The organism is Pseudomonas sp. HS6 (assembly GCF_023375815.1).
Classification (GTDB): domain Bacteria; phylum Pseudomonadota; class Gammaproteobacteria; order Pseudomonadales; family Pseudomonadaceae; genus Aquipseudomonas.
Map to the genome: position 1 here is coordinate 3,789,752 of NZ_CP067412.1, position 24,598 is coordinate 3,814,349.

Sequence of the window (24,598 nt, forward strand, 5' to 3'; positions counted from 1 at the left end):
CCGCGGCTTTGCGTCCATGTTTGGCCGATACGTCGTTAACTCTGTGCTGATCCTCTCGCTAGACTCCGGGTTCACCCAGGAGAATGTCGTCATGCACGAGTATCTGAGCCCCGGCCGCTTCATCGATAGTGACCACCCCTCGGTGGTGGAGTTCGCAGAACAGCACCGTGGTGCCAGCCGCGACCCGCGCGCGCAGGCGATCAGCCTTTATTACGCCGTGCGCGAGGCAGTGCGTTACAACATGTACACCTTCAGCCGCGACCCGCAGACCTTGCGCGGCAGCTACGCGCTGGCGGCGGGTGAAAGTTATTGCGTGCCCAAGGCCACGCTGCTCGCCGGTTGCGCGCGCCATTGCGGGATCCCCGCCCGCATCGGTCTGGCGGATGTAAAAAATCATCTGTCGACGCCACGTCTGCTTGAACTGCTGAGAAGCGAAGTGTTCGCCATGCATGGTTATACCGAGTTGTTTCTCAATGATCGCTGGGTCAAAGCCACACCCGCGTTCAACCAGAAGCTCTGCGAAATGTTCAACGTTGCGCCGCTGGAATTCGACGGTATGAACGACAGCGTTTTTCACCCGTACAACAGCGACGGCGCGCTGCTGATGGAGTACCTGGTCGATCACGGCCAGTTCGCCGATGTACCGGAATCTTTTTTCTTCGAACATCTGCAGAAGTGCTATCCGCACCTGTTCAACGACCAGCAGACGCCACTGTCCAGTGACATGCGCGGTGATGTCGGCAGCCGCTGATCCGGCGTATGCTGCTCGCCCACTCAATGGAAAAGAGGCGGTCATGCTGAAGATCTGGGGTCGCAAGAATTCGTCGAATGTTAGAAAACCGTTGTGGGCCGCCGAAGAACTCGGGCTGGCCTACGAGGCGATCGACGCCGGTGGCGCGTTCGGTGTGGTCGACACGCCTGAGTACCGGGCGATGAACCCGAACGGTCGAGTGCCGGTGATCGAAGACGACGGTTTCGTGTTGTGGGAATCCAACGCCATCGTCCGCTACCTGTTGGCCAGGCATGCGGCCAATACCTCTTGGTATCCGACGGATCTGCAAACCCGCGCTACCGCCGACAAGTGGATGGACTGGACCACCTCCAGTTTCGCAGGCCCTTTCCGTACGGTGTTCTGGGGCGTTCTGCGCACCCCGGCGGACAAGCAGGACTGGCCGGCGATTCATACCGCGATCAAGGAATGCGAAGGGTTACTGGCCATGGCCGATCAGGCCCTGAAAAACCAGCCGTACCTATCCGGCAGTGAGATCGGCATGGGCGACATTCCGCTCGGCAGTTTCATTTATGCCTGGTTCGAGATGCCGATCGAACGCGCACCGATGCCTCATCTGGAGGCCTGGTACGCGCGACTGAAGCAGCGTCCGGCGTATCAGAAAGCCGTCATGACCGCGTTGACTTAATACCTACTATCGACACACTTGACTGTACTTGTGCGGCGGCGGCAAGCAACATTGCGCTCGAGCGCTGCGGTTGTCTCCCTCGCCGCCCGCCGTCATTCAGTCCTTTTTCTCTTCTTGGTGCGTAAATCCGATATGAGTTCCGCTCTGTCCATCCGGCAGCTAACCAAAACCTACGGCAACGGGTTCCAGGCCTTGAGTGGTATCGATCTGGACGTTGCCGAAGGTGACTTCTTCGCCTTGCTCGGCCCCAACGGCGCCGGCAAATCCACGACCATCGGCATTCTTTCGACCCTGGTGAACAAGACCAGCGGCACGGTGAATATCTTCGGTCACGACCTGGACAAGAACCCCGCAGCGCTCAAGCGCTCGATTGGCGTGGTGCCTCAGGAATTCAACTTCAACCAGTTCGAAAAGACCTTCGACATCGTCGTGACCCAGGCAGGCTACTACGGCATTCCGGCGAAGATCGCCAAGGAACGCGCCGAACAGTACCTGACCCAGCTCGGCCTGTGGGACAAGCGCGATGTACCGTCGCGTTCGTTGTCCGGCGGCATGAAGCGCCGCTTGATGATTGCCCGCGCACTGGTGCACGAACCGCGTCTGCTGATCCTCGACGAGCCGACAGCCGGCGTGGATATCGAGTTGCGCCGTTCCATGTGGACGTTCCTCACCGAACTCAACCAGAAAGGCATCACCATCATCCTCACCACGCACTATCTGGAAGAGGCTGAGCAGCTGTGCCGCAACATTGGGATCATCGACCATGGCACCATCGTCGAGAACACCAGCATGCGTCAGTTGCTCGGGCAGCTGCATGTGGAAACTTTCCTGCTCGATCTGAAGAGCGATCTGTCGATGGCGCCGCAACTGGTCGGCTATCCGGCCCGTCTGGTCGATGCGCATACCCTGGAAGTCCAGGTCGACAAATCCATGGGCATCACTGCGCTGTTCGGCCAACTGGCCCTGCAGAACATCGAAGTGCTGAGCCTGCGCAATAAAACCAATCGCCTCGAGGAGCTGTTCGTGTCCCTGGTGGAGAAAAATCTGTCGAAGGTGGCGGTATGAGTTCCGAACTTCGCCCCAACCTCGTCGCCCTCAACACCATCGTTTACCGCGAGGTCAAACGCTTCACCCGGATCTGGCCGCAGACCCTGCTGCCGCCGGCGATCACCATGGTTCTGTACTTCGTGATCTTCGGCAACCTGATCGGCAAGCAGATTGGCGGCATGGGCGGCTTCACCTACATGGAGTACATCGTGCCGGGGCTGATCATGATGTCGGTGATCACCAACTCCTACGGCAACGTAGTGTCGAGTTTCTTCGGCAGCAAGTTCCAGCGCTCCATCGAAGAACTGATGGTGTCGCCGGTGTCGCCGCACACGATCCTGATTGGCTACACCTGTGGCGGCGTGCTGCGCGGCCTGATGGTCGGCGTCATCGTGACGATTTTGTCGATGTTCTTCACCAGCCTGCAGGTGCATCACCTGGGTATTACCGTGCTGGTCGTGGTGCTGACGGCGACGATTTTCTCGCTGCTGGGTTTCATCAACGCTGTGTTCGCACGAAACTTCGATGATATCTCGATCATCCCGACCTTCGTGCTGACTCCGCTGACCTACCTCGGTGGCGTGTTCTACTCGATTACCTTGCTGCCGCCGTTCTGGCAGACCGTGTCGCTGGCCAACCCGGTGCTGCACATGGTCAACGCCTTCCGTTACGGCATCCTCGGTGTGTCGGACATTCGCATTGGTATCGCGATCACCTTCATGCTGGTCGCCACCGTGGTGCTGTATGTCGGTTGCGCCCGGTTGCTGGTGAGTGGGCGCGGCATGCGTACCTGATTCACCCGGTGTTGCAATAAAAACGGCCTCCCTTAGTGGAGGCCGTTTTGCATTCACGACTGGCGACTTTTCTTGCGTCGCGCCCATTGCCGGGCCACCCACCAGCGCCAGTACATCATCACCACGCAGTAGGCGAGGGCCCCCAGCGCCAGCCCGACCACGACCGATCCCAGCAGGAACGGTTGCCACAAGGTCGAGAGCTCGCCGCTGATCCATTCCCAGGTCAATTCGTCGGGGAGTGTGCGGGCGGGAACATCCATCAACCAGGCGCCGGCCTGATAGGTGCAGAAGAACACCGCCGGCATGGTGATCGGATTGGTCAGCCAGACCAGGCTGACGGCGATCGGCATGTTGCCGCGCACCGTGACCGCCAGTGCGGCCGCCACCAGCATCTGTGCCGGAATCGGTAGAAACGCCGCGAACAGGCCAACGGCCATGGCCCGGGCTACCGAGTGTCGGTTGAGGTGCCAGAGGTTCGGGTCATGCAGCAATTTGCCGAGAAAGCGTAAGGATTTGTGTTCCCTGATGCTCGTCGGATCGGGCATGTAACGTTTGAATAAGCGCCGGGGCATAAGGCTTCTCGGTCGGTTAAGGCGGCAAGTATGTCTGGATTCTACGAACCGCCCATTCAGACTTTGTGACAATTGATAACGACGGCTGCGGCCAACACCCGCTATGCCTTGTGAGGGGAGACATTTCAGGAAAGTCCCAATCAAGGACGAGCGTATGCGCACAGGGATGATGGCGCTGGCGGTCGGTCTGCTGGTTCCGGTTTTTTTGCCGGCGTTGCCGCCGGTCGGGTGGATGGTTTTGCTGCCGGTTGTGGCGCTGATGCTGTTGCCGTTTCGCAGCTATCCGCTGGCCTTTTTGCTGTTTGGCTTCACTTGGTCGTGTATGGGTGCGCAGTGGGCGCTGGATGATCGATTGCCATCGAAGCTTGACGGAGAGACACGCTGGGTCGAAGGGCGGGTGGTCGGTCTGCCGCAGAATGGCGATGGAGTGGTGCGCTTTGAGCTGGCGGATGCCCGTTCGCGGCACGAGAAACTGCCATCGCTGATGCGTCTGGCGTGGTACGCCGGGCCACCGGTCAACAGCGGTGAGCGCTGGCGGCTTGCGGTCAAACTCAAGCGTCCCGGCGGACTGCTCAATCCCGATGCCTTCGATTACGAGGCCTGGCTGTTGGCGCAACGCGTCGGCGCCACCGGCACGGTGAAGGACGGCCGTCGGCTGGCGGCGGCGCAATGGGCCTGGCGGGACAGCATCCGTCAGCGTCTGCTGGAAATGGATACCCAGGGCCGGGGCGCAGCACTGGCGGCACTGGTGTTGGGCGATGGTTCGGGGCTCAGTCGCGAGGACTGGCAGATCCTGCAGGACACTGGCACCGTGCATCTGCTGGTGATTTCCGGGCAACACATCGGTCTGTTGGCGGCGGTGATGTATGGGCTGGTCGCCGGGCTGGCGCGATTCGGCCTGTGGCCATTGCGTTGGCCATGGCTGCCGTGGGCCTGTGGTCTGGCGTTCGCGGCGGCGCTGGGTTACGGCTTGCTGGCCGGGTTCGATGTGCCGGTGCGACGGGCCTGCGTGATGGTTGCGCTGGTGTTGCTGTGGCGATTGCGATTTCGCCATCTCGGTGCCTGGTGGCCGTTGTTGCTGGCCTTCAATGGGGTGTTGCTGATGGATCCGCTGGCCAGTCTGCGCCCGGGGTTGTGGTTGTCTTTCACAGCAGTGGCGGTGTTGATTTTCACGTTCGGCGGTCGTCTAGGGCCCTGGCGCTGGTGGCAGACCTGGACGCGGGCGCAATGGTTGATCGCAATCGGTCTGTGCCCGGTGTTGCTGATTCTGGGATTACCGATCAGCCTCAGCGGGCCGCTGGCCAATCTGCTGGCGGTGCCGTGGATCAGTTTTGCGGTACTCCCGCCGGCGTTGCTTGGCACGTTGTTGCTGCCGATTCCCTATGTCGGCGAAGGTCTATTGTGGCTGGCCGGCGGGCTGGTCGATGGATTGTTCCGAGCTCTGGCCCTGATTGCCGGGCGTTGGCCGGCATGGGTTGCGGCATCGATGCCGGGTTGGATACTGGCGCTGGGCTGCATCGGTGCCGTGCTGTTATTACTGCCCCGAGGCGCTCCGTTGCGTCCCTTGGGCTGGCCGTTGCTGCTGGTGCTGGCATTTCCTCCCCGGGAGCGGCTGGCCGAAGGCGTGGCGGATGTCTGGCAGCTCGACGTCGGCCAGGGGCTGGCGATTCTGATCCGCACTCGCCATCACACATTGCTGTACGACAGTGGCCCGCGCTTCGGTGACTTCGACGTCGGTGAGCGGGTGGTGCTGCCGGCCTTGCACAAGCTGGGCGTTGAGCGACTCGACCTGATGCTGCTCAGCCATGCTGACGCTGACCATGCCGGTGGGGCGTTGGCCGTGGCAAAGGGCTTGCCGGTCGGTCGGGTGATCAGCGGCGATCCGCCGGGGCTGCCTGAAGTGCTGAACGCCGAGACCTGTGACAGCGGTCGGCAATGGCAGTGGGATGGTGTTTCCTTTCATCTATGGCAATGGGCTGGTGCCCAGGACAGCAACCAGCGCTCCTGTGTCCTGCAGATCGACGCCAACGGTGAACGTTTGCTGCTGACCGGCGATATCGACACCGCTGCCGAACGGGATCTGCTCAACAGCGCGTTGGCGGTTCCGACTCATTGGCTGCAAGCCCCACACCATGGCAGTCGCAGTTCCTCATCGATGGCGTTGCTCAAGGTTTTGCAGCCCCGGGACGTGCTGATTTCCCGGGGTCAGGGCAACTCGTTCGGGCATCCGCATCCGACGGTCATCGCCCGTTACCGCAAGCTGGGTCTGCGCATCCACGACAGCGCTGAGCACGGTGCCATTCATCTGCAACTGGGCAGATTCCAGCCGGCCCGGTCGATGCGTCAGCAACGCCGGTTCTGGCGCGACCCGCCGTTGCCGGGGGCGGAGTACCGTTGAGCACAGGCAGCGCACGGTCGTCGGGGCGACGGGTCTTTATCGCGAACCGGTATGGTAAAGTGGCGCACTTTTTCGAGGGGGCTGTCACTGTGTGGGAATTGGTCAAATCCGGCGGCTGGATGATGTTGCCGATCATTCTGAGTTCCATCGCCGCCATGGCGATCGTCGCCGAGCGCCTGTGGACCCTGCGCGCCAGTCGCGTCACCCCCGAGCATCTGCTGGGTCAGGTCTGGGTCTGGATCAAGGACAAGCAGCTCAACAAGGAAAAACTCAAGGAATTGCGCGCCAACTCGCCGCTGGGTGAAATCCTCGCCGCTGGCCTGGCCAACTCTAAGCATGGTCGCGAGATCATGAAAGAGTGCATTGAAGAAGCCGCTGCCCGGGTCATCCACGAGCTGGAACGCTACGTCAACGCGCTGGGCACCATCGCCGCGATGTCGCCGTTGCTGGGGCTGTTGGGCACGGTGCTGGGCATGATCGACATTTTCAGCGCCTTCACCGGTTCCGGCATGACCACCAACGCTTCGGTATTGGCCGGTGGTATCTCCAAGGCGCTGATCACCACGGCGGCGGGCCTGATGGTCGGTATTCCGGCGGTGTTCTTCCACCGTTTCCTGCAACGCCGCATCGATGAACTGGTGGTGGGCATGGAACAGGAAGCGATCAAACTGGTGGAAGTGGTGCAGGGCGACCGTGACGTCGATCTGGCCGGGGGCAAAGCGTGAAATTCCGTCGCAAACCCCGGGAAACGATCGACATTAACCTCGCGTCGCTGATTGACGTGGTGTTCATTCTGTTGCTGTTTTTCGTCGTGACCACCACCTTCACCCGCGAAACCCAGTTGCGTGTCGACCTGCCGGAAGCGGTCAGCGGCTCGCCGGCCGAGGATCAGCAGGTCAAGCAATTGGACGTGGCCATCAGCGCTGAAGGCGTGTTTTCGGTGAACAACAAGATTCTGCCGAAGAACGACCTGGCGACCCTGATGGAAGCCATGCAGAAAGAAGCCAACGGTGACACCAACATGCCGTTGTCGATCAGTGCCGATGGCAAGACTCAGCACCAATCCGTGATCACCGCCATGGACGCGGCCGGCAAGCTCGGTTTCAGCCATTTGCGCATGACCACGGTCGAGGCGGCGCCCAAATCCTGATGGCCATGTCCGATCGTCTGCTCGCTGCGTGGTACGAGGGGCACCCGGCCCTGACGCTGTTGCGGCCGCTGGAGTGGCTGTACCGCCGCGTCGTGGCCGGCAAGCGTCAGCGTTTTCTCGATGGTGAAGGCGAAATCTATCAGTCGCCGGTGCCGGTGATCGTGGTCGGCAACATCACCGTTGGCGGCACCGGCAAGACGCCGATGATTCTGTGGCTGATCGAACACTGCCGGCGCAGCGGGCTGCGGGTCGGTGTGGTCAGTCGCGGTTACGGCGCCAAGCCGCCGCAGTTGCCATGGCGTGTTGAAGCCGATCAAGGTGCCGACATTGCTGGCGACGAACCGTTGCTGATCGTTCAGCGTACCGGTGTGCCGCTGATGATCGACCCGAATCGTGGCGCCGCCGTCAAAGCCTTGCTGGCCAGTGAGCCGCTGGACCTGATCCTGTCCGATGACGGCATGCAGCATTATCGTCTCGCGCGTGACCTTGAGCTGGTGCTGATCGACGCCGCCCGAGGTCTGGGCAACAAACGCTGCCTGCCTGCCGGCCCCCTGCGTGAACCGATCGAGCGCCTGCAAAGCGTCGATGGCGTACTGTTCAACGGCGCCCCTGAGGATCGTGACGGCGGTTTCGCCTTCCGTCTGCAACCCACGGCGCTGGTCAATCTGCTCAGCGGCGAACGCCGGCCCCTCGATCACTTTCCGCCCGGTCAGGCACTGCACGCAGTCGCCGGGATCGGCAATCCGCAACGTTTCTTCAATACCCTCGAAGCGCTAGACTGGCGGCCTGTGCCCCACGCGTTTGCCGACCACGCCGAATACAGCGTGCAGGCCTTGAGTTTCACGCCGTCATTGCCATTGGTGATGACCGAAAAGGACGCGGTGAAGTGCCGCGCCTTCGCTGCCGCCGACTGGTGGTACCTGGCGGTCGATGCCGTGCCGTCGCCGGCCTTCGTGGCCTGGTTCGACACGCAACTGATGCGCCTGTTGCCGGATCGTCTTTTGCCTTAAACCGTTTTTATCCAGGGAATGTTCATGGACACCAAATTGCTCGACATCCTCGCCTGCCCGATCTGCAAAGGCCCGCTCAAGCTCAGCGCCGACAAGACCGAACTGATCAGCAAGGGCGCCGGCCTGGCGTACCCGATCCGTGACGGCATCCCGGTCATGCTGGAAAGCGAAGCCCGCACCCTGACCACCGACGAGCGTCTGGATAAATGACCACAGCCTTCACCGTTGTCATCCCGTCGCGCTACGCCTCGACCCGTCTGCCGGGCAAACCGCTGCTGGACATCGCCGGCAAGCCGATGATCCAGCACGTCTGGGAACAGGCGAGCAAAAGCAGCGCCAGCCGTGTGGTCGTGGCCACCGACGATGCGCGCATCGTCGAGGCCTGCAAGGCCTTCGGCGCCGAAGTGGTGCTGACCCGTGAAGATCACAACTCCGGCACCGACCGCCTGGCGGAAGTGGCTGCGAAGCTGGGCCTTGAGCCGGATGCCATCGTGGTCAACGTGCAGGGTGACGAACCGCTGATCCCGCCAAGCGTGATCGATCAGGTCGCCGCTAATCTTGCGGCCCACACCGAGGCGCGCATGGCCACCCTGGCCGAGCCGATCGAGGACGTGGAAACCCTGTTCAACCCGAACGTGGTCAAGGTCGTCAGCGACCTCAACGGTCTGGCGCTGACCTTCAGTCGTGCGACGTTGCCGTGGGCTCGCGATGCGTTCGCCAAGACCCGCGACGTGCTGCCGGAAGGCGTGCCGTATCGCCGCCACATCGGCATCTATGCCTACCGCGCAGGCTTCCTCCAGGACTTCGTGAGCTGGGGCCCGTGCTGGCTGGAAAACACCGAATCCCTCGAACAGTTGCGTGCCCTGTGGCACGGCGTGCGGATTCATGTGGCTGACGCGTTGATCGCGCCGCCGACCGGGGTCGACACCGCCGAAGACCTCGAGCGCGTCCGTCGCCTGTTGGAGGCCTGATGCGCGTTCTGTTCGTGTGCCTGGGCAACATCTGCCGTTCGCCCACCGCCGAAGGCGTGTTGCGCGCAAAATTGCGTGAGGCCGGATTGGCGGCTCAGGTCGAAGTGGCCTCCGCCGGCACCGGCGACTGGCACGTCGGAAATCCACCGGACAAGCGCAGTCAGGCAGCAGCCAAACTGCGTGGCTATGACCTGTCGGCGCAACGCGCTCAGCAGGTCAGCCGCGCCGATTTCGCCAGCTACGACCTGATCCTCGCCATGGACAACAGCAACCTGCGCAACCTCAAGGCCTTGCAACCGTCCACCGGCAAGGCTGAGCTGGACTTGTTCCTGCGCCGCTATGAAGGCGAAGTCGATGAAGTGCCGGATCCGTATTACGACGGCGATCAGGGGTTCGAGCAGGTGTTGGATCTGATCGAGCGCGCCTGCGACCGGTTGCTGATTGAAGTGAAGGGCCGGTTATGAGTTTGCAGGTACACCCTCAGGTTTCCCTGAAACCGTTCAACACCTTTGGCGTCGACGTTCGCGCGCAACTGTTTGCCGAAGCCTACAGCGACGCCGATGTGCGCGAAGCCCTGGCTTATGCGACCGCCCACGATGTGCCATTGCTGGTCATCGGCGGCGGCAGCAATCTGCTGCTGACGGCGGACATCCCGGCGCTGGTGCTGCGTATGGCCAGCCGTGGCATCCGCGTGATCAACGATGACGGCAACCGAGTGGTGATCGAGGCCGAAGCTGGCGAACCGTGGCACCCGTTCGTGCAGCACACGCTGGCGCAGGGTTTTTCGGGGCTGGAAAACCTCAGCCTGATTCCCGGTACCGTTGGCGCTGCGCCGATGCAGAACATTGGTGCCTACGGTGTCGAGATCAAGGACGTGTTCGCCGGCCTGACGGCGCTGGATCGCCAGACCGGCGAGCTGCGCGACTTCAGTCTGGAAGAGTGCAACTTTGCCTACCGCGACAGCGTGTTCAAGCAGCAGCCGGGTCGTTGGTTGATCCTGCGAGTGCGCTTCAAGCTTGATCGAGTCGCGCATCTTCACCTGGAATACGGCCCGGTGCGTCAGCGCCTGACCGAGCAGGGCATCGAGCAGCCGACGCCGACGGATGTCAGCCGCGCTATTTGCAGCATCCGCAGCGAGAAACTGCCGGACCCGGCGGTGCTCGGCAATGCCGGTAGCTTCTTCAAAAACCCGTTGGTGTCAGCGGCGGTGGTTGCGCAGATCAAAGTGCAGCACCCGGATCTGGTGGTCTACGCGCAACCGGACGGGCAGATGAAACTGGCGGCGGGCTGGCTGATCGAGCGAGCCGGTTGGAAAGGTTTCCGTGAAGCCGATGCCGGCGTGCATAAATTGCAGGCTTTGGTGCTGGTCAATTACGGTTCCGCGACCGGGCTGCAACTATTCGATCTGGCGCAACGTATCCAGAAAGACATTGCAGAACGTTTCAATGTCGAGCTGGAAATGGAGCCCAACCGTTATTGAGGCTACGCTTTCAAGGCTCAACACAAAGCCCTGCACTATTTAAAAAGTGCAGGGCTTTTTTGTTAATCCCGGGTTAACTTAGCGAGCTAACGATACAACCCTTTGCTCCACCAAAGGCCCGGTGCAGACGTTTTCGTCGGCACAAGAGAGCCTCATTAGCCTGAGTCGATCTGCGTGAACCCACCGCTGATTTTCCGGCGGCAGATTGCTCGACCCCATAACCTCCATGAATATGCGGGCGTGCCCATGATTACCCTGAAACTCAATGGCCAAGACCATCCACTCGATGTCACCGAGGACATGCCGCTGCTGTGGGCGATCCGTGACGTCGCCGGTTACAACGGCACCAAGTTCGGCTGCGGCATGGGCCTGTGCGGCGCCTGCACCATTCATATCGACGGCTCGCCAGCGCGCAGTTGCATCACGCCGATCGGTTCGGTGGCCGGGCAGAATGTAACGACCATCGACAACCTGCACGCCGATCCGATTGGCCAGATCGTCCAGCAAGCCTGGCTCGACACCGCCGTGGCCCAGTGCGGTTTCTGTCAGGGCGGGCAGATCATGTCCGCCACCGCGTTGCTCAAGACCAACCCGAACCCGAGCGACGAGCAGATCGAAGAGGCGATGGTCGGCAACATCTGCCGCTGCGGCACCTACAACCGAATCAAGACTGCCATCCGCCAGGCTTCCACTCACTTGAAGGAGGCCAAGGCATGAGCCGTTTACCGAACGATTTCGCCCTGAGTAATCTGAGCCGCCGGGGCTTCCTCAAGGGGGTTGGCGCCACGGGGGCGCTGGTGCTGGCCGCAAGTTGGGGCTGGCAGGATGCGCTGGCCGAAGACAAACCGAAGCAGTTCGGCGCCGATGGCATGCCCAACGGCTGGATCGACGATCCGAAGGTTTACGTCAGCATTGCCGCCGACGGCACGGTGACCGTGGTCTGCAACCGCTCGGAAATGGGCCAGGGCGTGCGCACGAGCCTGACCATGGTGGTCGCCGATGAGCTGGAAGCCGATTGGGCTCACGTCAAAGTGCAGCAGGCACCGGGCGATGAAGTGCGCTTCGGCAACCAGGACACCGACGGCTCGCGCAGCATGCGTCACTGGTACGAGCCGATGCGTCGGTGCGGAGCCGCTGCCCGGACCATGCTGGAGCAGGCTGCGGCCGCGCAGTGGAAGGTTCCGGTCAGCGAATGCCATGCACAATTGCACAAAGTCATTCACACACCGTCCGGGCGTGAGCTGGGATACGGCGAACTCGCCGCAACGGCCAGTGCGTTGCCGGTTCCGGGCCGTGACAGCCTGCGGCTCAAGCAACCGTCGGAATTCCGCTACATCGGCAAGGAAGGGACGAAGGCTATCGATGGCGATGACATCGTCAATGGTCGCGCCGTGTACGGGGCTGATGTGCATTTCGACGGCATGCTGTACGCCGTGATCGCCCGCCCTGCGGTGTACGGCGGCAAGGTCAAGTCGGTGGATGACAGCGCCGCACTGAAAGTGCCGGGCGTGCTCAAAGTCATTCAGATCGAACCGCGGCCGCTGCCTTCGGAGTTCCAGCCATTGGGCGGCGTGGCCGTGGTGGCCAGCAACACCTGGGCGGCGCTCAAGGGTCGCGAGGCGCTGAAGATCGAATGGGATGACGGCCCGAACGCCACTTATGACTCGATCGCCTATCGTAAAGAGATCGAAGCCGCTTCGCTGAAACCAGGAAAAGTGGTGCGCAACACCGGCGACATCGAAAAGGCCATTGGCAGCGCTGCCAGCACCCTTGAAGCCTCTTATTACTTGCCGCATCTGGCACAGGCGCCGATGGAACCGATGGTGGCCATCGCCCGCTATAAGGAGGGCGTGTGCGAAGCCTGGGCGCCAAGCCAGGCGCCGCAGGTCACCCGTGAACGGATCGCCGAACGCCTCGGTCTGCCATTCGATAACGTGACCTTCAACGTGACACTGCTGGGCGGTGGTTTTGGTCGCAAGTCCAAACCGGACTTCGTCGTTGAAGCCGCCATTCTTGCCAAGGAGTTTCCCGGCAAGGCTGTGCGCGTGCAGTGGACCCGAGAAGACGACATCCACAATTCTTATTTCCATACCGTGTCAGCCGAGTACCTCAAGGCCGGCGTGGGCAAGGACGGTTTGCCGTCCGCCTGGCTGCACCGCACGGTGGCGCCGAGCATCACCGCGCTGTTCGCACCGGGCATGAATCACGAAGCCGCGTTCGAGTTGGGTATGGGTTTTACCAACATGGCTTATGCGATTCCCAACGTGCGCCTGGAAAACCCTGAAGCCACGGTTCATACGCGTGTGGGCTGGTATCGCTCGGTGTCGAACATTCCCCATGGCTTCGCGATCCAGAGTTTTGTCGACGAGCTGGCGCACAAAGCCAAGGAAGATCCGCTCCAGTATCAGATCAAATTGCTCGGCCGGGATCGGCAGATCGACCCGCGCACGCTCAGTGAAGAATGGAACTACGGCGAATCCCCCGAGCGTTATCCGATCGACACCGGGCGTATGCGCACCGTGCTGGAAACCGCGGCCAAGGCCGCCGGTTGGGGCCGGAAGTTGCCCAAGGGTCGTGGTCTCGGATTGGCAGTGCATTACAGCTTTGTGACTTATGTGGCGGCGGTGATCGAAGTCGAGGTCAAGGATGACGGCACGCTGATCGTGCACAAGGCCGATATCGCCGTGGATTGCGGGCCGCAGATCAACCCCGAGCGGATCCGTTCGCAGTTCGAAGGCGCCTGTGTGATGGGCTTGGGCAACGCGGTCTGGGGCGAAATCAGCTTCAAGGACGGCAAGGTGCAGCAGGACAACTTCCATATGTATGAAGTGGCGCGCATGTCGCTGGCACCGAAGGAAGTCGCGGTGCATCTGGTGACGCCGCCGGGCGACGTACCGCTGGGCGGTGTCGGTGAGCCGGGCGTACCGCCGATTGCGCCGGCGTTGTGCAATGCGATCTTCGCCGCGACCGGCCAGCGCATCCGCAGCCTGCCGGTGCGTTATCAGCTGCAGGGCTGGCAAAAGGCGCAAGCGTGATGGACAGCGCCGATCTCAATGTCCTGCGCAGCGTCCTGGAATGGCGCCGCGCCGGGCAGCGGGTGGTGTTGTTCAGCGTGGTGCAGACCTGGGGCACTGCCCCCCGGGCGCCCGGCGCGATGCTGGCATTGCGCGAGGATGGCGTGGTGATCGGTTCGGTGTCCGGCGGCTGTGTCGAGGACGATCTGATCGCCCGGTTGCATGACGGGCGGATTCCCGCCGATGGGCCGCCGGTGCAGTTGATCACCTATGGCGTGACGCGGGAGGAGGCGGCGCGGTTCGGCCTGCCTTGCGGCGGAACCTTGCGCCTGACCGAGGAGCGGGTCGGCGATCCGGCGTGGGTCGCCGAGTTGCTGGCCCGTTGTGAGGCCCATGAAATTGTTGCGCGCGAGCTGAATCTTGAAAGCGGTGAAGTAATTCTTTCGCCGGCGAGCAAAACGGATGCATTGGTTTTTGATGGCAAGACCTTGCGCGCCATCTACGGCCCACGTTGGCGCCTGCTGCTGATCGGTGCCGGACAGTTGTCGCGCTATGTGGCCGAGATGGCGCGGTTACTGGATTTCGAAGTGCTGATCTGCGATCCCCGCACCGAATTCGTTTATGACTGGGAAGAGCAGCATGGCCGCTTTGTTCCCGGCATGCCGGATGAGGCGGTGCTGAGCATTCAGACCGACGAACGCACTGCCATTGTTGCCCTGACCCATGATCCGCGTCTGGACGACATGGCGCTGCTGACGGCGCTGGATTCCAAGGCCTTTTACGTCGGTGCCCTGGGCTCGCGCGTCAACAGTCTCAAGCGCCGGGAATACCTGGCTGAGCTAGGCTTGTCGCAAGCGGCCATTGCACGATTGCACGGGCCGATCGGTCTCCCTATCGGCAGTCATTCCCCAGCGGAAATCGCGTTGTCGTTGCTGGCGGAAATCGTCGCGGTCAAGAATGGTGTCGAGTTGAAGCAGAAGAAGGCAGAGCGCGCATGAGTCGATCCATTGGCGTGATTGTGCTGGCGGCAGGCGAGGGCAGCCGTTTCCGCGAGGTGGCGGGTGCCGACAAGGACAAGTTGCTGGCCGATTGCACGGGGCGCGACGGAGCGGTGCGCTCGGTGATCGAGCAGACGCTGGTGAACCTGCCGGCGGGTCTCGACAGGCGAGTGCTGGTGACTACCGAGGCGCGACCGCAAGCGATGCGTATGGCGCAGGCTTACGGGTGTGATGTTGTCTCGATCGAGTCCACAGGAATGGGCGACAGCATTGCGGCGGGCGTTGCCGCTTGCCCGGATCTGGATGGCTGGTTGATTGTGCTGGGCGATATGCCGTTCATCCTGTCGTCGAGCATTGATCGGGTGGTGGCGGCGATTGCCGACGATGCGGTCAGTGTGCCAGTGCTCAATGGTGACTACGGACACCCGGTTGGGTTTGGTCGCTCATTTGGGCCGGGGTTGATGGCGTTATCCGGGGATCGTGGTGCCAGACCGTTGTTCAAGCAGGGGCGGGTGGTGGAGGTTGTCGTCGATGATCCTGGCGTTCTGTGGGATATCGATGTGCCCCAGGCGTTGGTTTTTTCGCCGGCCTGATACAAACCGCGAGGCATAAAAAAAGCCCCGCCTGGATCACCAGGCGGGGCTTTTTATTGGCGGTCGGAATCAGACGAGAGGTTTAGGCTCGTGTTCTTTTTCCTGGGCCTGTTCGTGATGCTCGACCGCGTCCTGAACGGAGCGTGGTGCTTCGGCAATCACGGCTTCAACGGCAACTTCTTCAGCGACCGGGGCAGGGGCTGCCTCGACCACTTCAGCAACCACAGGCTCGGCAGCGGCTGGAGCAGCAGCGGCAGCCAGTTCGGCTTCCTTCTGCAGACGCTCTTCTTCACGCTTGCGGCGACGCACTTCACGTGGGTCGTTCGGCGCGCGGCCACTTGGCGTCAGGGCGCTGACCGGAGCGGCTTCAACCACTGGGGCTGGCGCTTCGGCTACGACTGGCGCTTCTGTTACCGGAGCTTCAACGACCGGTGCCGGTTCAGCAACAACCACTGGCTCGGCAGCCTTGGCTTCTTCGACCACGGGTGCTTCAACCACTGGCGCTGGGGTTTCAGCGACAGCCGGCTCGGCGACCCAGTTGAAAGCGGTTTGCTCTTCGCGAACTTCACGCACGGTCTCGGTCACGGTTTCAGCGACGGTTTCGACAACCGACTCTTCAACAACGACTGGTGCTTCGAAGGTCACCGCTGGTTCGGCAGCGACTTCAACCTGAGGCTGAGCTTCGCGAACCGGCGCCACTTCGACTTCCGGTGCAGCAGCCACTTCTACCGGAGTGGTTGCTTCAACAACCGGCGCTTCCACTGGAGCGGTTTCCAGCGTTGCAGCGGTCGCGCGTTCAGCTTGCTCGTGGGCCTGAGCTTCGGCAGGAGCGCTGATCACGGTGCTGGCAACAGCGGCGGTCACCGCCAGGCCGGCAGCCAGATCGGCAGTGCTTGGTGCTTCGGTGTTTTCGCCGGTTTCGGACTCTTCCGAACCTTCGATCACATTGCCGTTGGCATCACGCTGACGCTCGCGACGGTTGCTGCGACGACGCTGACCACGGGAGCGGCGGCGTGGACGATCGCCTTCGGCGTTCTCCGAACCGTCTTCCGGCAGTTGCTCTTCGCTGGTGTTGGTTTCTTCTTCGGCTACGGCAGCAGCGGCTTGTTCGGCACGCGGTTGACGCTCTTCACGCGGTGGACGTGGAGCACGCTCTTCACGCGGCTGACGAGCTGGACGCTCTTCAGTGGCGGCGGCTACCGCAACAGCGGCAGCAGCGGCGACCGGTGCGGCATCCAGAGGCTCACGCAGTTCACGTACGCGCTCTTCACGCTCGCCACGCGGCTTGCGATCTTCACGCGGAGCGCGCGGTGCACGTTCTTCACGAGGGGCGCGTGGTGCGCGTTCTTCGCGGGCTACCGGTGCTTCGTCACGGGACTCGCGTGGCTCGCGGACTTCACGGGCTTCACGAGGCTGACGCTCTTCACGCGGCTCGCGCGGTGCGCGCTCTTCACGTGGGGCACGTTCTTCGCGCGGCTTGCGTTCTTCATCGCGGCGACCGTTACGGTTGCGGCTCTGCTGACGACCGTTGCGACGCTCTTCATTGCGGGCCGGACGCTCGGCGGCAGGTTTTTCAACCACAACCGGAGCAACAGGCTCTTCCTTGGTCGCGAACAGGCTGACCAGCGACTTCACCAGGCCTTTGAACAGGCTTGGCTCTGGCGCAGCAACCGGCGCAGGGGCTGGAGCTGGAGCCGGAGCGGCAACTTCGGTCGGAACCGGAGCGTTGGCGCGGGCCGGAGCGGTCTTGACCGCAGCTTCCTGGCGAACCAGGGTGCGGGTCGCGGCGGCTGGCTGAACGTCTTCGACGTCGGCGGCAGCGGCAGCGATTTCGTAGCTGGACTGGTTGGTCGCGGCTTCCGGGCTGTCGTCACGCAGACGCTGAACTTCGAAATGCGGAGTTTCGAGGTGGTCGTTCGGCAGGATAACGATGCGAGCGCGGGTGCGCAGTTCGATCTTGGTGATCGAGTTGCGTTTTTCGTTGAGCAGGAACGCGGCCACCGGGATCGGCACCTGGGCGCGAACTTCGGCAGTGCGGTCTTTCAGGGCTTCTTCTTCGATCAGACGCAGGATCGCCAGGGACAGCGATTCGACATCACGGATGATGCCGGTGCCGCTGCAACGCGGGCAGACGATGCCGCTGCTTTCGCCGAGCGAAGGGCGCAGGCGCTGACGGGACATTTCCAGCAGGCCGAAGCGCGAGATGCGGCCGATCTGCACGCGAGCGCGGTCGGCTTCCAGGCATTCGCGGACTTTCTCTTCCACGGCGCGCTGGTTCTTGGCAGGGGTCATGTCGATGAAGTCGATGACGATCAGGCCGCCGATGTCGCGCAGGCGCAACTGACGGGCGATTTCTTCGGCCGCTTCAAGGTTGGTTTGCAGGGCGGTTTCTTCGATGTCGCTGCCTTTGGTGGCGCGCGCCGAGTTGATGTCGATGGACACCAGGGCTTCGGTCGGATCGATGACGATGGAGCCGCCGGAAGGCAGTTCGACTACGCGCTGGAAAGCGGTCTCGATCTGGCTTTCGATCTGGAAACGGTTGAACAGCGGAACGCTGTCTTCGTACAGCTTGATCTTGCTGGCGTACTGCGGCATCACCTGACGGATGAAGGTCAAAGCTTCGTCCTGGGCTTCAACGCTGTCGATCAGCACTTCGCCGATGTCCTGGCGCAGGTAATCGCGGATGGCGCGGATGATGACGTTGCTTTCCTGGTAGATCAGGAACGGCGCGGAACGATCCAGCGACGCTTCCTTGATAGCGGTCCAGAGTTGCAGTAGGTAATCGAGGTCCCACTGCATTTCTTCGCTGCTGCGGCCCAGGCCGGCAGTGCGCACGATCAGACCCATGTCGGCTGGAGCGACCAGACCGTTCAGCGCTTCACGCAGTTCGTTGCGCTCTTCGCCTTCGATGCGACGGGAGATACCGCCGGCACGCGGGTTGTTCGGCATCAGAACGAGGTAACGACCGGCCAGGCTGATGAAGGTGGTCAGGGCTGCGCCCTTGTTGCCACGTTCTTCTTTTTCGACCTGAACGATGACTTCCTGGCCTTCGCTCAGGACGTCCTTGATGTTGACGCGGCCTTCAGGGGCTTTCTTGAAGTATTCGCGGGAGATTTCTTTGAGGGGCAGGAAGCCGTGGCGCTCGGAGCCGAAATCGACAAAGGCAGCCTCAAGGCTTGGTTCGATGCGAGTGATACGGCCTTTATAGATGTTGGCCTTTTTCTGCTCGCGTGCACCGGATTCGATGTCCAGGTCGTAGAGGCGCTGGCCATCTACCAGTGCAACACGCAACTCTTCGGGTTGAGTTGCGTTAATCAGCATTCTTTTCATGTAGTACCGTCGGTTTCCGGGCTGCCGGAAACGGCGTTCGGCACACACGACTTCTCACGGTCGGTGTCAGGTGCGTCGGGAGTGGTTGGCCATTCCCGTGTCCAGCGATGTCCGGCCAATTGGGCCGTTATCGCGACGTACGCGTCCTGCTTGCTGTGGCTACTTAAGCACTCAGTCAGGAGGAGGAATCAACCGCGGCTGTGGACGAGATGAAGCGTCTTGATAAAGCCTGTTGCTACACAGTCCAGCGGTTGTGCATCTCCACCCTACACGTATCCCTGATAATTCGGGTGCTGCCGCGCGCAGAATCCGCAGCGGGTTGGCATTTACCGTGAGCTCCGAAAGGGGAGGTCACGCATCATGGCTAATTCAGGCGGTGTTTCCGGCGCTTTCGCTCGGGGTCATCCGCGGCTGACTGCACTTTGTGAACTGGCCGTGAATATGGCTCGCGTGGCGAGTCAAAACTCTGCTTTGCGGCGTGATTCAGGCCTCATGTCACCTGCGCTTGTTACAGCTGCAAACTCCACCGTTACGTAGCGAAAGCCCCGTAGGACGGCCTCGCGTCCTGGTGAATTGCGTTGGTCAGGGCCGGTTTTTGACCGTGGTTCCGCTGTCCAGGCCGCTTTTGGCGGCGTTCGCGACTATAGCAGCAATGATTAAGTGCTTCAATTCCATAAAAATTGTTATCATCCGCGCCATGACGACTACTGCCCCTTCGACTCCAGGCGTTCAATTGCTTGAGGTCTCGCCGGAATATGCCGGCCAACGAATCGACAATTTCCTCCTCGCCCGGCTCAAAGGCGTGCCCAAGACCTTGATTTACCGCATTTTGCGCAAAGGCGAAGTGCGAGTTAACAAAGGTCGGATCAAGCCCGAATACAAGCTGCAGGCCGGCGATATCGTGCGCGTGCCGCCGGTTCGCGTGCCTGAACGTGACGAGCCGGTGCCTTTGGCCCAGGGCCTGTTGCAGCGCCTCGAAGCCTCGATTGTCTATGAAGACAAAGCCCTGATCGTGATCAACAAGCCCGCTGGCATTGCGGTTCACGGTGGCAGCGGCTTGAATTACGGCGTTATCGAAGCCTTTCGTCAGTTGCGCCCCGACGCCAAGGAGCTCGAGCTGGTTCACCGTCTCGATCGTGATACCTCCGGCCTGCTGATGATCGCCAAGAAACGCAGCATGTTGCGTCACTTGCATGCCGCGTTGCGCGGTGACGGTGTCGACAAGCGCTACATGGCACTGGTTCGCGGCAACTGGGCGACCTCGATCAAGCAGGTCCGCGCGGCGCTCGGCAAGAGCAATTTGCGCTCCGGTGAGCGCATGGTCGAGGTCGACGAGGAGGAGGGCAAGGAGTCTGTGACCGTGTTCAAGGTCCTGCGACGCTTTGGCGATTTTGCCACTCTGATCGAAGCCAAGCCGATCACCGGTCGCACGCACCAGATCCGCGTCCACACGTTGCACGCGGGGCACTGCATTGCGGGTGACACCAAATACGGCGACGACGGTTTCAGTAAGGAAATCCGTGATCTGGGCGGCAAGCGCCTGTTCTTGCACGCCTACATGCTGACCGTGCCGCTGCCCGATGGCGGTGAACTCAAGTTGCAGGCACCGGTCGATGAGATGTGGGCCAAGACTGTGGAGCGATTGAGTGCGCCCATCTGATTACAAACTGCTGATTTTTGATTGGGACGGCACCCTGGCCGATTCCATTCATCGGATTGTCGAGGCAATGCACTCGGCATCCGGGCGTTCAGGTTTCGAGTTGCGTGATGATTTTGCCGTCAAAGGCATCATCGGTCTGGGCTTGCCCGAGGCGATCCGCACCTTGTATCCGCACATCAGCGATGCCGAAATGACCTTGTTTCGCGAGTATTACGCGGATCACTACATCGCTGCAGAAGCCGTGCCTTCGCCGTTGTTCGAAGGTGTAGTCGAGTCGATGGCGTCTTTTCGCGAGCAGGGTTACCACCTGGCGGTCGCGACTGGCAAGAATCGTCGCGGGCTGGATCGGGTGCTCAAGGCCAATGGCTGGGAAGATTATTTCGATATCACTCGCGCTGCCGATGAAACGGCGAGCAAACCGCATCCGCTGATGCTGGAGCAGATCCTTGCGCACTGCGGTGTGCGCGCGGAGCAGGCGCTGATGGTCGGGGACTCTTCCTTCGATCTGCTGATGGCACGCAATGCGGGGATGGATTCGGTGGCGGTCAGTTATGGTGCGCAATCGATCGAATCGCTGCAGCAGTTCGAGCCGCGTCTGTCGATTGACCGATTTTGTGAATTGCATGCCTGGCTCGCGCAGCAGGCTTAATACGTTTTTGCTGGGGTGGATGGCATGACCGACGAATGGAAAGCACCGGCCAAGGCAACTGCCGACGACGGTGACGCGAAAAGCTGGAAGCTGCTGGAAAAGACGCTACTGGCCGGTGTGCAGGAGCAGCGTCGTTCCAGGCGTTGGGGGATCTTCTTCAAGCTGCTGACGTTTGTTTATCTGTTTGTTGCGCTGATCCTGTTCACGCCATTGATGGACATGGAAAAAAGCGCCACGCGCAGCTCCAACTACACCGCGCTGATCGACGTCACCGGCATGATTGCCGACAAGGAGCCGGCCAGCGCCGACAACATCGTCGGCAGTCTGCGCGCAGCGTTCGAGGACAAGAAGGTCAAGGGCGTGATCCTGCGCATCAACAGTCCTGGCGGCAGTCCTGTGCAGTCGGGTTATGTGTATGACGAGATCAAGCGCCTGCGCGGCCTGCATCCGGACACCAAGCTGTATGCGGTGATTTCCGATCTCGGTGCCTCGGGTGCCTATTACATCGCCAGTGCTGCGGATCAGATCTACGCCGACAAGGCGAGTCTGGTCGGCTCTATCGGTGTGACGGCGGCCGGTTACGGCTTTGTTGGCACCATGGAGAAGCTGGGTGTCGAACGTCGCACTTACACCTCTGGCGAGCACAAGTCGTTCCTTGATCCGTTCCAGCCGCAGAAACCGGAAGAAACGGCGTTCTGGCAAAGTGTGCTGGATACCACGCACAAGCAGTTCATCAATAGCGTGAAGCAGGGGCGTGGCGATCGCCTGAAGGACAAGGAACATCCTGAGTTGTTTTCCGGTCTGGTCTGGTCTGGCGAGCAGGCGCTGCCGCTGGGGTTGATCGATGGTCTGGGCAATGCCAGTTCGGTGGCGCGCGACGTGATTGGCGAAAAGGAGCTGGTGGACTTCACCGTTCAGGAATCGCCGTTCGACCGCTTCTCGAAAAAACTGGGCGCCAGTGTGGCCGAGCAGTTGGCAATGTGGATGGGTTTCCACGGGCCATCATTGCGTTGATCGCTTGATGAATAAAAAAAACCGGCCTTCGTGGCCGGTTTTTTGTGACTCAGGGAATCTGTACGCCTTCCGCCAGCAGCATGTCGATCAGGCGAATCAGCGGCAGGCCGATCAGGCTGGTGGCGTCGGGGCCTTCAGTGGACTGAAACAGGCTCACGCCCAGTCCTTCGGCCTTGAAGCTGCCGGCGCAGTCGTAGGGCTGCTCTGCGTGCAGGTAGCGCTCGACGCGGGCCTGGTCCAACGTGCGCATGTGGACGGTGAAGGGGGCGCAGTCGACCTGGCAGTGGCCTGTCTGGCTGTTGAGCAGGGCCAGGCCGGTGAGGAAGGTCACGCTGGCGCCGCTGGCGGCCATCAGTTGTTCGCGGGCGTTTTCGAAGGTGTGCGGCTTGCCGATGATCCGCTCGCCGAGTACGGCAACCTGGTCGGAGCCGATGATCAGATGGTCGGGATATTCGTCAGCTAAGGCCCGGGCTTTCTGTTCGGCGAGGCGTTTGACCAGCTCGATTGCCGACTCGTCCGGGCGGTGGCTTTCGTCGATATCCGGTGAGCTGCAGACGAACGGTAAGCGCAGGCGGCTGAGCAATTCCCGACGATAGGTCGAGCTTGAAGCGAGTAATAAAGGCAGCATTCGCATCTCCAGAGGCAGGTGGCAGATTCTAGCGGAGCCGCGTAAGTGACGGACAGGGCGCAATTTCCTTTGACATGGGCGGGTGCATCCCTATAATGCTGCGCCTATGTTGAATGACCCGATTCCACCTCACGTTGACCCGCGCAAATTGGCTGACCGTGGCACCACCCTTCAAGGTGAACTGCTGCTGGCCGATTTGAAGAGACTCTGCGACCCGCTTTCCGACGATGTCGGTACGGTGCAGGCTAAATTCGTTTTTGAACGAGATGAACGTAAATCTGTGGTGATCCACAGCTTTATCGACACCGAAGTCAAAATGGTTTGCCAGCGTTGTCTTGAGCTGGTCACCCTGCCGATCCACAGCGAATGCAGTTACGCTGTAGTGAAGGAGGGTGCGAATACCCAGTCGTTACCGAAAGGTTATGACGTGCTGGAACTGGGCGAAGATCCTTTGGATCTGCAGTCACTGGTCGAGGAAGAGCTTCTGCTCGCCTTGCCTATTGTGCCTGCTCATCATCCGGAAGAATGCCAGCAGCCGGCGGGAGCAGATGAGCCCGAACCGAGCGAGGACGAGGTAACGCGGTCCAACCCGTTCAGTGTATTGGCGCAGTTAAAGCGTGACCCAAACGTTTAGGAGTTAATCAATTATGGCTGTTCAGCAGAACAAAAAATCCCGCTCTGCCCGTGACATGCGCCGTTCGCACGACGCTCTCGAGGCTAGCACCCTGTCTGTAGAAAAAACCACTGGTGAAGTTCACCTGCGTCACCACGTATCGCCAGAAGGCGTATACCGTGGCCGTAAAGTGATCGACAAGGGCGCTGACGAGTAATCACTTGTCCGCTCAAGTCATCGCGATTGACGCAATGGGCGGGGACTTCGGTCCCCGCAGCATTGTTCAGGCCAGCCTTGCTTGCCTTTCTGCTACGCCCTCGCTGCACCTGACCCTCGTCGGTCAACCCTCCCTTCTTGAAGAATTGATCACCGGCCAATCGGCTGCCGATCGCGCGCGCCTGACGATTGTTCCGGCGTCCGAAGTCATCACCATGGACGAAAAACCTGCCCAGGCCCTGCGTGGCAAGCCGGATTCGTCGATGCGTGTCGCTCTCGAATTGCTGCGTGATGGCAAGGTTCAGGCCTGCGTCAGTGCCGGCAATACCGGTGCACTGATGGCGCTGTCGCGCTTTGTGCTCAAGACCTTGCCGGGGATTGATCGTCCGGCCATGGTCGCCGCGATTCCTACTAAGAAGGGCTACTGTCAGTTACTCGATCTGGGTGCCAACGTCGATTGCAGCGCCGAGCATCTGTTGCAGTTTGCTGTTATGGGATCTGTGGCGGCACAAACGCTGGGCATTACCCGTCCGCGTGTCGCGTTGCTGAACATTGGCACCGAGGACATCAAGGGCAATCAGCAGGTCAAGCTCGCTGCAACGTTGTTGCAGGCTGCCCGCGGTATCAATTACATCGGTTTCATCGAAGGTGATGGTTTGTATCGCGGCGAGGCGGATGTGGTGGTTTGTGACGGTTTCGTCGGCAACATCCTGCTCAAGTCCAGCGAAGGCCTGGCGACGATGATTGCCGCGCGCATCGAGGCTTTGTTCAAGAAAAACCTCGCCTCCCGCGCTGTCGGCGCACTGGCGCTGCCCTTGATGAAGCGTCTGCAGGCTGATCTGGCGCCGGCGCGACACAACGGCGCAAGTTTTTTAGGCTTGCAGGGGATCGTCGTGAAAAGTCACGGTTCGGCCGGGGTTCAGGGGTTTCAAAGTGCCATTCAGCGTGCGCTGATCGAGATTCAGGAGAATCTTCCCGAGCGCCTGCACGGCCGTCTGGAGGATTTGTTGTCTTAGGCGTTTTCGTCGGACAATGCTTAAATG

General features: G+C 61.1%; 25 protein-coding genes. 22 read left to right on the top strand and 3 right to left on the bottom strand.

All coding sequences use genetic code 11. The features are described 5' to 3' along the window. Positions 1 to 91: 91 nt before the first annotated feature. The 4 genes from JJN09_RS17060 (at position 92) to JJN09_RS17075 (ending at position 3,259) form a co-directional block, all read left to right on the top strand. Positions 92 to 751, top strand: a complete 660-nt coding sequence (locus JJN09_RS17060; RefSeq protein WP_249482758.1) for a transglutaminase family protein — start codon at positions 92 to 94, stop codon at positions 749 to 751. 43 nt (positions 752 to 794) lie between these two features. Beyond that, positions 795 to 1,418, top strand: coding sequence for a glutathione S-transferase family protein (locus JJN09_RS17065; protein WP_249482760.1), 624 nt, complete (start codon positions 795 to 797; stop codon positions 1,416 to 1,418). Between the two features lie 132 nt (positions 1,419 to 1,550). Further along, positions 1,551 to 2,483, top strand: coding sequence for an ABC transporter ATP-binding protein (locus JJN09_RS17070; protein WP_249482761.1), 933 nt, complete (start codon positions 1,551 to 1,553; stop codon positions 2,481 to 2,483). After that, positions 2,480 to 3,259, top strand: a complete 780-nt coding sequence (locus JJN09_RS17075; RefSeq protein WP_249482763.1) for an ABC transporter permease — start codon at positions 2,480 to 2,482, stop codon at positions 3,257 to 3,259. The genes JJN09_RS17070 and JJN09_RS17075 overlap by 4 nt, the downstream gene beginning before the upstream one ends. 53 nt (positions 3,260 to 3,312) lie before the next feature. Here the strand turns inward: JJN09_RS17075 and JJN09_RS17080 are convergent, their stop codons facing one another. Then, positions 3,313 to 3,831, bottom strand: a complete 519-nt coding sequence (locus tag JJN09_RS17080) for a DUF2062 domain-containing protein (RefSeq protein ID WP_249482765.1) — start codon at positions 3,829 to 3,831, stop codon at positions 3,313 to 3,315. Positions 3,832 to 3,985: 154 nt separating this feature from the next. Here JJN09_RS17080 and JJN09_RS17085 point away from each other — a divergent pair, with 154 nt between their 5' ends. From JJN09_RS17085 to JJN09_RS17140, 12 genes are all read left to right on the top strand, one after another. Continuing rightward, positions 3,986 to 6,229: a DNA internalization-related competence protein ComEC/Rec2 gene (locus JJN09_RS17085; RefSeq protein ID WP_249482766.1), complete on the top strand. Its 2,244-nt coding sequence runs from the start codon at positions 3,986 to 3,988 to the stop codon at positions 6,227 to 6,229. An 89-nt stretch (positions 6,230 to 6,318) separates the two neighbouring features. Beyond that, complete coding sequence (locus tag JJN09_RS17090; protein WP_162803842.1) at positions 6,319 to 6,954, top strand: MotA/TolQ/ExbB proton channel family protein; 636 nt, start codon at positions 6,319 to 6,321, stop codon at positions 6,952 to 6,954. Continuing rightward, positions 6,951 to 7,379, top strand: coding sequence for a biopolymer transporter ExbD (locus JJN09_RS17095; protein WP_007950767.1), 429 nt, complete (start codon positions 6,951 to 6,953; stop codon positions 7,377 to 7,379). Before JJN09_RS17090 ends, JJN09_RS17095 begins: the two co-directional genes overlap by 4 nt. Continuing rightward, complete coding sequence (gene lpxK / locus JJN09_RS17100) at positions 7,379 to 8,389, top strand: tetraacyldisaccharide 4'-kinase (RefSeq protein ID WP_249482767.1); 1,011 nt, start codon at positions 7,379 to 7,381, stop codon at positions 8,387 to 8,389. Before JJN09_RS17095 ends, lpxK begins: the two co-directional genes overlap by 1 nt. Positions 8,390 to 8,413: 24 nt before the next feature. Then, the gene (locus tag JJN09_RS17105; RefSeq protein WP_003174668.1) at positions 8,414 to 8,599 is read left to right on the top strand and encodes a Trm112 family protein; all 186 of its coding nucleotides are present in this window, start codon (positions 8,414 to 8,416) and stop codon (positions 8,597 to 8,599) included. Next, positions 8,596 to 9,360 carry a 3-deoxy-manno-octulosonate cytidylyltransferase gene (gene kdsB, locus JJN09_RS17110; protein ID WP_249482769.1) on the top strand — a complete coding sequence of 255 codons (765 nt, stop codon included), beginning with the start codon at positions 8,596 to 8,598 and terminating at the stop codon, positions 9,358 to 9,360. The genes JJN09_RS17105 and kdsB overlap by 4 nt, the downstream gene beginning before the upstream one ends. After that, positions 9,360 to 9,824: a low molecular weight protein-tyrosine-phosphatase gene (locus JJN09_RS17115; RefSeq protein WP_249482771.1), complete on the top strand. Its 465-nt coding sequence runs from the start codon at positions 9,360 to 9,362 to the stop codon at positions 9,822 to 9,824. Before kdsB ends, JJN09_RS17115 begins: the two co-directional genes overlap by 1 nt. Further along, positions 9,821 to 10,840, top strand: a complete 1,020-nt coding sequence (gene murB, locus JJN09_RS17120) for a UDP-N-acetylmuramate dehydrogenase (protein WP_249482772.1) — start codon at positions 9,821 to 9,823, stop codon at positions 10,838 to 10,840. The genes JJN09_RS17115 and murB overlap by 4 nt, the downstream gene beginning before the upstream one ends. A gap of 246 nt (positions 10,841 to 11,086) precedes the next feature. Next, on the top strand, positions 11,087 to 11,557 hold the full coding sequence (locus tag JJN09_RS17125) for a (2Fe-2S)-binding protein (RefSeq protein WP_096820949.1): 471 nt from the start codon (positions 11,087 to 11,089) through the stop codon (positions 11,555 to 11,557). After that, positions 11,554 to 13,875 carry a xanthine dehydrogenase family protein molybdopterin-binding subunit gene (locus JJN09_RS17130; RefSeq protein ID WP_249482773.1) on the top strand — a complete coding sequence of 774 codons (2,322 nt, stop codon included), beginning with the start codon at positions 11,554 to 11,556 and terminating at the stop codon, positions 13,873 to 13,875. Before JJN09_RS17125 ends, JJN09_RS17130 begins: the two co-directional genes overlap by 4 nt. Beyond that, a complete protein-coding gene (locus JJN09_RS17135; RefSeq protein WP_249482774.1) occupies positions 13,875 to 14,852 on the top strand; it encodes an XdhC family protein in 978 nt (325 codons plus the stop codon). The genes JJN09_RS17130 and JJN09_RS17135 overlap by 1 nt, the downstream gene beginning before the upstream one ends. Next, positions 14,849 to 15,445 (top strand): nucleotidyltransferase family protein, encoded by a 597-nt coding sequence (locus tag JJN09_RS17140; protein WP_249482776.1) that lies wholly within the window; start codon positions 14,849 to 14,851, stop codon positions 15,443 to 15,445. Before JJN09_RS17135 ends, JJN09_RS17140 begins: the two co-directional genes overlap by 4 nt. A gap of 69 nt (positions 15,446 to 15,514) precedes the next feature. Here JJN09_RS17140 and rne read toward each other — a convergent pair whose 3' ends face one another. Beyond that, positions 15,515 to 18,775: a ribonuclease E gene (gene rne / locus JJN09_RS17145; RefSeq protein ID WP_249482777.1), complete on the bottom strand. Its 3,261-nt coding sequence runs from the start codon at positions 18,773 to 18,775 to the stop codon at positions 15,515 to 15,517. Positions 18,776 to 19,472: 697 nt separating this feature from the next. Here rne and rluC point away from each other — a divergent pair. From rluC to sppA, 3 genes are read left to right on the top strand one after another with little or no spacing between them, the layout of a single operon-like run. Further along, a complete protein-coding gene (rluC, locus tag JJN09_RS17150; RefSeq protein ID WP_007950779.1) occupies positions 19,473 to 20,435 on the top strand; it encodes a 23S rRNA pseudouridine(955/2504/2580) synthase RluC in 963 nt (320 codons plus the stop codon). Beyond that, the gene (locus JJN09_RS17155) at positions 20,422 to 21,084 is read left to right on the top strand and encodes an HAD-IA family hydrolase (protein WP_249482778.1); all 663 of its coding nucleotides are present in this window, start codon (positions 20,422 to 20,424) and stop codon (positions 21,082 to 21,084) included. Before rluC ends, JJN09_RS17155 begins: the two co-directional genes overlap by 14 nt. A 24-nt stretch (positions 21,085 to 21,108) precedes the next feature. Next, complete coding sequence (gene sppA / locus JJN09_RS17160; RefSeq protein WP_249482779.1) at positions 21,109 to 22,098, top strand: signal peptide peptidase SppA; 990 nt, start codon at positions 21,109 to 21,111, stop codon at positions 22,096 to 22,098. 49 nt (positions 22,099 to 22,147) lie between these two features. Here sppA and JJN09_RS17165 read toward each other — a convergent pair whose 3' ends face one another. Further along, complete coding sequence (locus JJN09_RS17165; protein ID WP_249482781.1) at positions 22,148 to 22,726, bottom strand: nucleoside triphosphate pyrophosphatase; 579 nt, start codon at positions 22,724 to 22,726, stop codon at positions 22,148 to 22,150. A gap of 106 nt (positions 22,727 to 22,832) precedes the next feature. On the opposite strand from JJN09_RS17165, the gene JJN09_RS17170 reads away from it, so the two are divergent. The 3 genes from JJN09_RS17170 to plsX are packed head-to-tail and all read left to right on the top strand — an operon-like array spanning position 22,833 to position 24,571. Then, positions 22,833 to 23,360: a YceD family protein gene (locus JJN09_RS17170; RefSeq protein ID WP_038364482.1), complete on the top strand. Its 528-nt coding sequence runs from the start codon at positions 22,833 to 22,835 to the stop codon at positions 23,358 to 23,360. Positions 23,361 to 23,373: 13 nt separating this feature from the next. Further along, complete coding sequence (gene rpmF, locus JJN09_RS17175; RefSeq protein WP_003179396.1) at positions 23,374 to 23,556, top strand: 50S ribosomal protein L32; 183 nt, start codon at positions 23,374 to 23,376, stop codon at positions 23,554 to 23,556. Between the two features lie 4 nt (positions 23,557 to 23,560). Continuing rightward, on the top strand, positions 23,561 to 24,571 hold the full coding sequence (plsX, locus tag JJN09_RS17180; protein WP_249482782.1) for a phosphate acyltransferase PlsX: 1,011 nt from the start codon (positions 23,561 to 23,563) through the stop codon (positions 24,569 to 24,571). Positions 24,572 to 24,598 lie beyond the last annotated feature (27 nt).

Coding starts and splice junctions, on each gene's coding strand:
- JJN09_RS17060 (WP_249482758.1), top strand. CDS start 92: ATGCACGAGTATCTGAGCCCCGGCCGCTTCATCGATAGTGACCACCCC.
- JJN09_RS17065 (WP_249482760.1), top strand. CDS start 795: ATGCTGAAGATCTGGGGTCGCAAGAATTCGTCGAATGTTAGAAAACCG.
- JJN09_RS17070 (WP_249482761.1), top strand. CDS start 1,551: ATGAGTTCCGCTCTGTCCATCCGGCAGCTAACCAAAACCTACGGCAAC.
- JJN09_RS17075 (WP_249482763.1), top strand. CDS start 2,480: ATGAGTTCCGAACTTCGCCCCAACCTCGTCGCCCTCAACACCATCGTT.
- JJN09_RS17080 (WP_249482765.1), bottom strand. CDS start 3,831: ATGCCCCGGCGCTTATTCAAACGTTACATGCCCGATCCGACGAGCATC.
- JJN09_RS17085 (WP_249482766.1), top strand. CDS start 3,986: ATGCGCACAGGGATGATGGCGCTGGCGGTCGGTCTGCTGGTTCCGGTT.
- lpxK (WP_249482767.1), top strand. CDS start 7,379: ATGGCCATGTCCGATCGTCTGCTCGCTGCGTGGTACGAGGGGCACCCG.
- JJN09_RS17105 (WP_003174668.1), top strand. CDS start 8,414: ATGGACACCAAATTGCTCGACATCCTCGCCTGCCCGATCTGCAAAGGC.
- kdsB (WP_249482769.1), top strand. CDS start 8,596: ATGACCACAGCCTTCACCGTTGTCATCCCGTCGCGCTACGCCTCGACC.
- JJN09_RS17115 (WP_249482771.1), top strand. CDS start 9,360: ATGCGCGTTCTGTTCGTGTGCCTGGGCAACATCTGCCGTTCGCCCACC.
- murB (WP_249482772.1), top strand. CDS start 9,821: ATGAGTTTGCAGGTACACCCTCAGGTTTCCCTGAAACCGTTCAACACC.
- JJN09_RS17125 (WP_096820949.1), top strand. CDS start 11,087: ATGATTACCCTGAAACTCAATGGCCAAGACCATCCACTCGATGTCACC.
- JJN09_RS17130 (WP_249482773.1), top strand. CDS start 11,554: ATGAGCCGTTTACCGAACGATTTCGCCCTGAGTAATCTGAGCCGCCGG.
- JJN09_RS17135 (WP_249482774.1), top strand. CDS start 13,875: ATGGACAGCGCCGATCTCAATGTCCTGCGCAGCGTCCTGGAATGGCGC.
- JJN09_RS17140 (WP_249482776.1), top strand. CDS start 14,849: ATGAGTCGATCCATTGGCGTGATTGTGCTGGCGGCAGGCGAGGGCAGC.
- rne (WP_249482777.1), bottom strand. CDS start 18,775: ATGAAAAGAATGCTGATTAACGCAACTCAACCCGAAGAGTTGCGTGTT.
- rluC (WP_007950779.1), top strand. CDS start 19,473: ATGACGACTACTGCCCCTTCGACTCCAGGCGTTCAATTGCTTGAGGTC.
- sppA (WP_249482779.1), top strand. CDS start 21,109: ATGACCGACGAATGGAAAGCACCGGCCAAGGCAACTGCCGACGACGGT.
- JJN09_RS17165 (WP_249482781.1), bottom strand. CDS start 22,726: ATGCTGCCTTTATTACTCGCTTCAAGCTCGACCTATCGTCGGGAATTG.
- JJN09_RS17170 (WP_038364482.1), top strand. CDS start 22,833: ATGTTGAATGACCCGATTCCACCTCACGTTGACCCGCGCAAATTGGCT.
- rpmF (WP_003179396.1), top strand. CDS start 23,374: ATGGCTGTTCAGCAGAACAAAAAATCCCGCTCTGCCCGTGACATGCGC.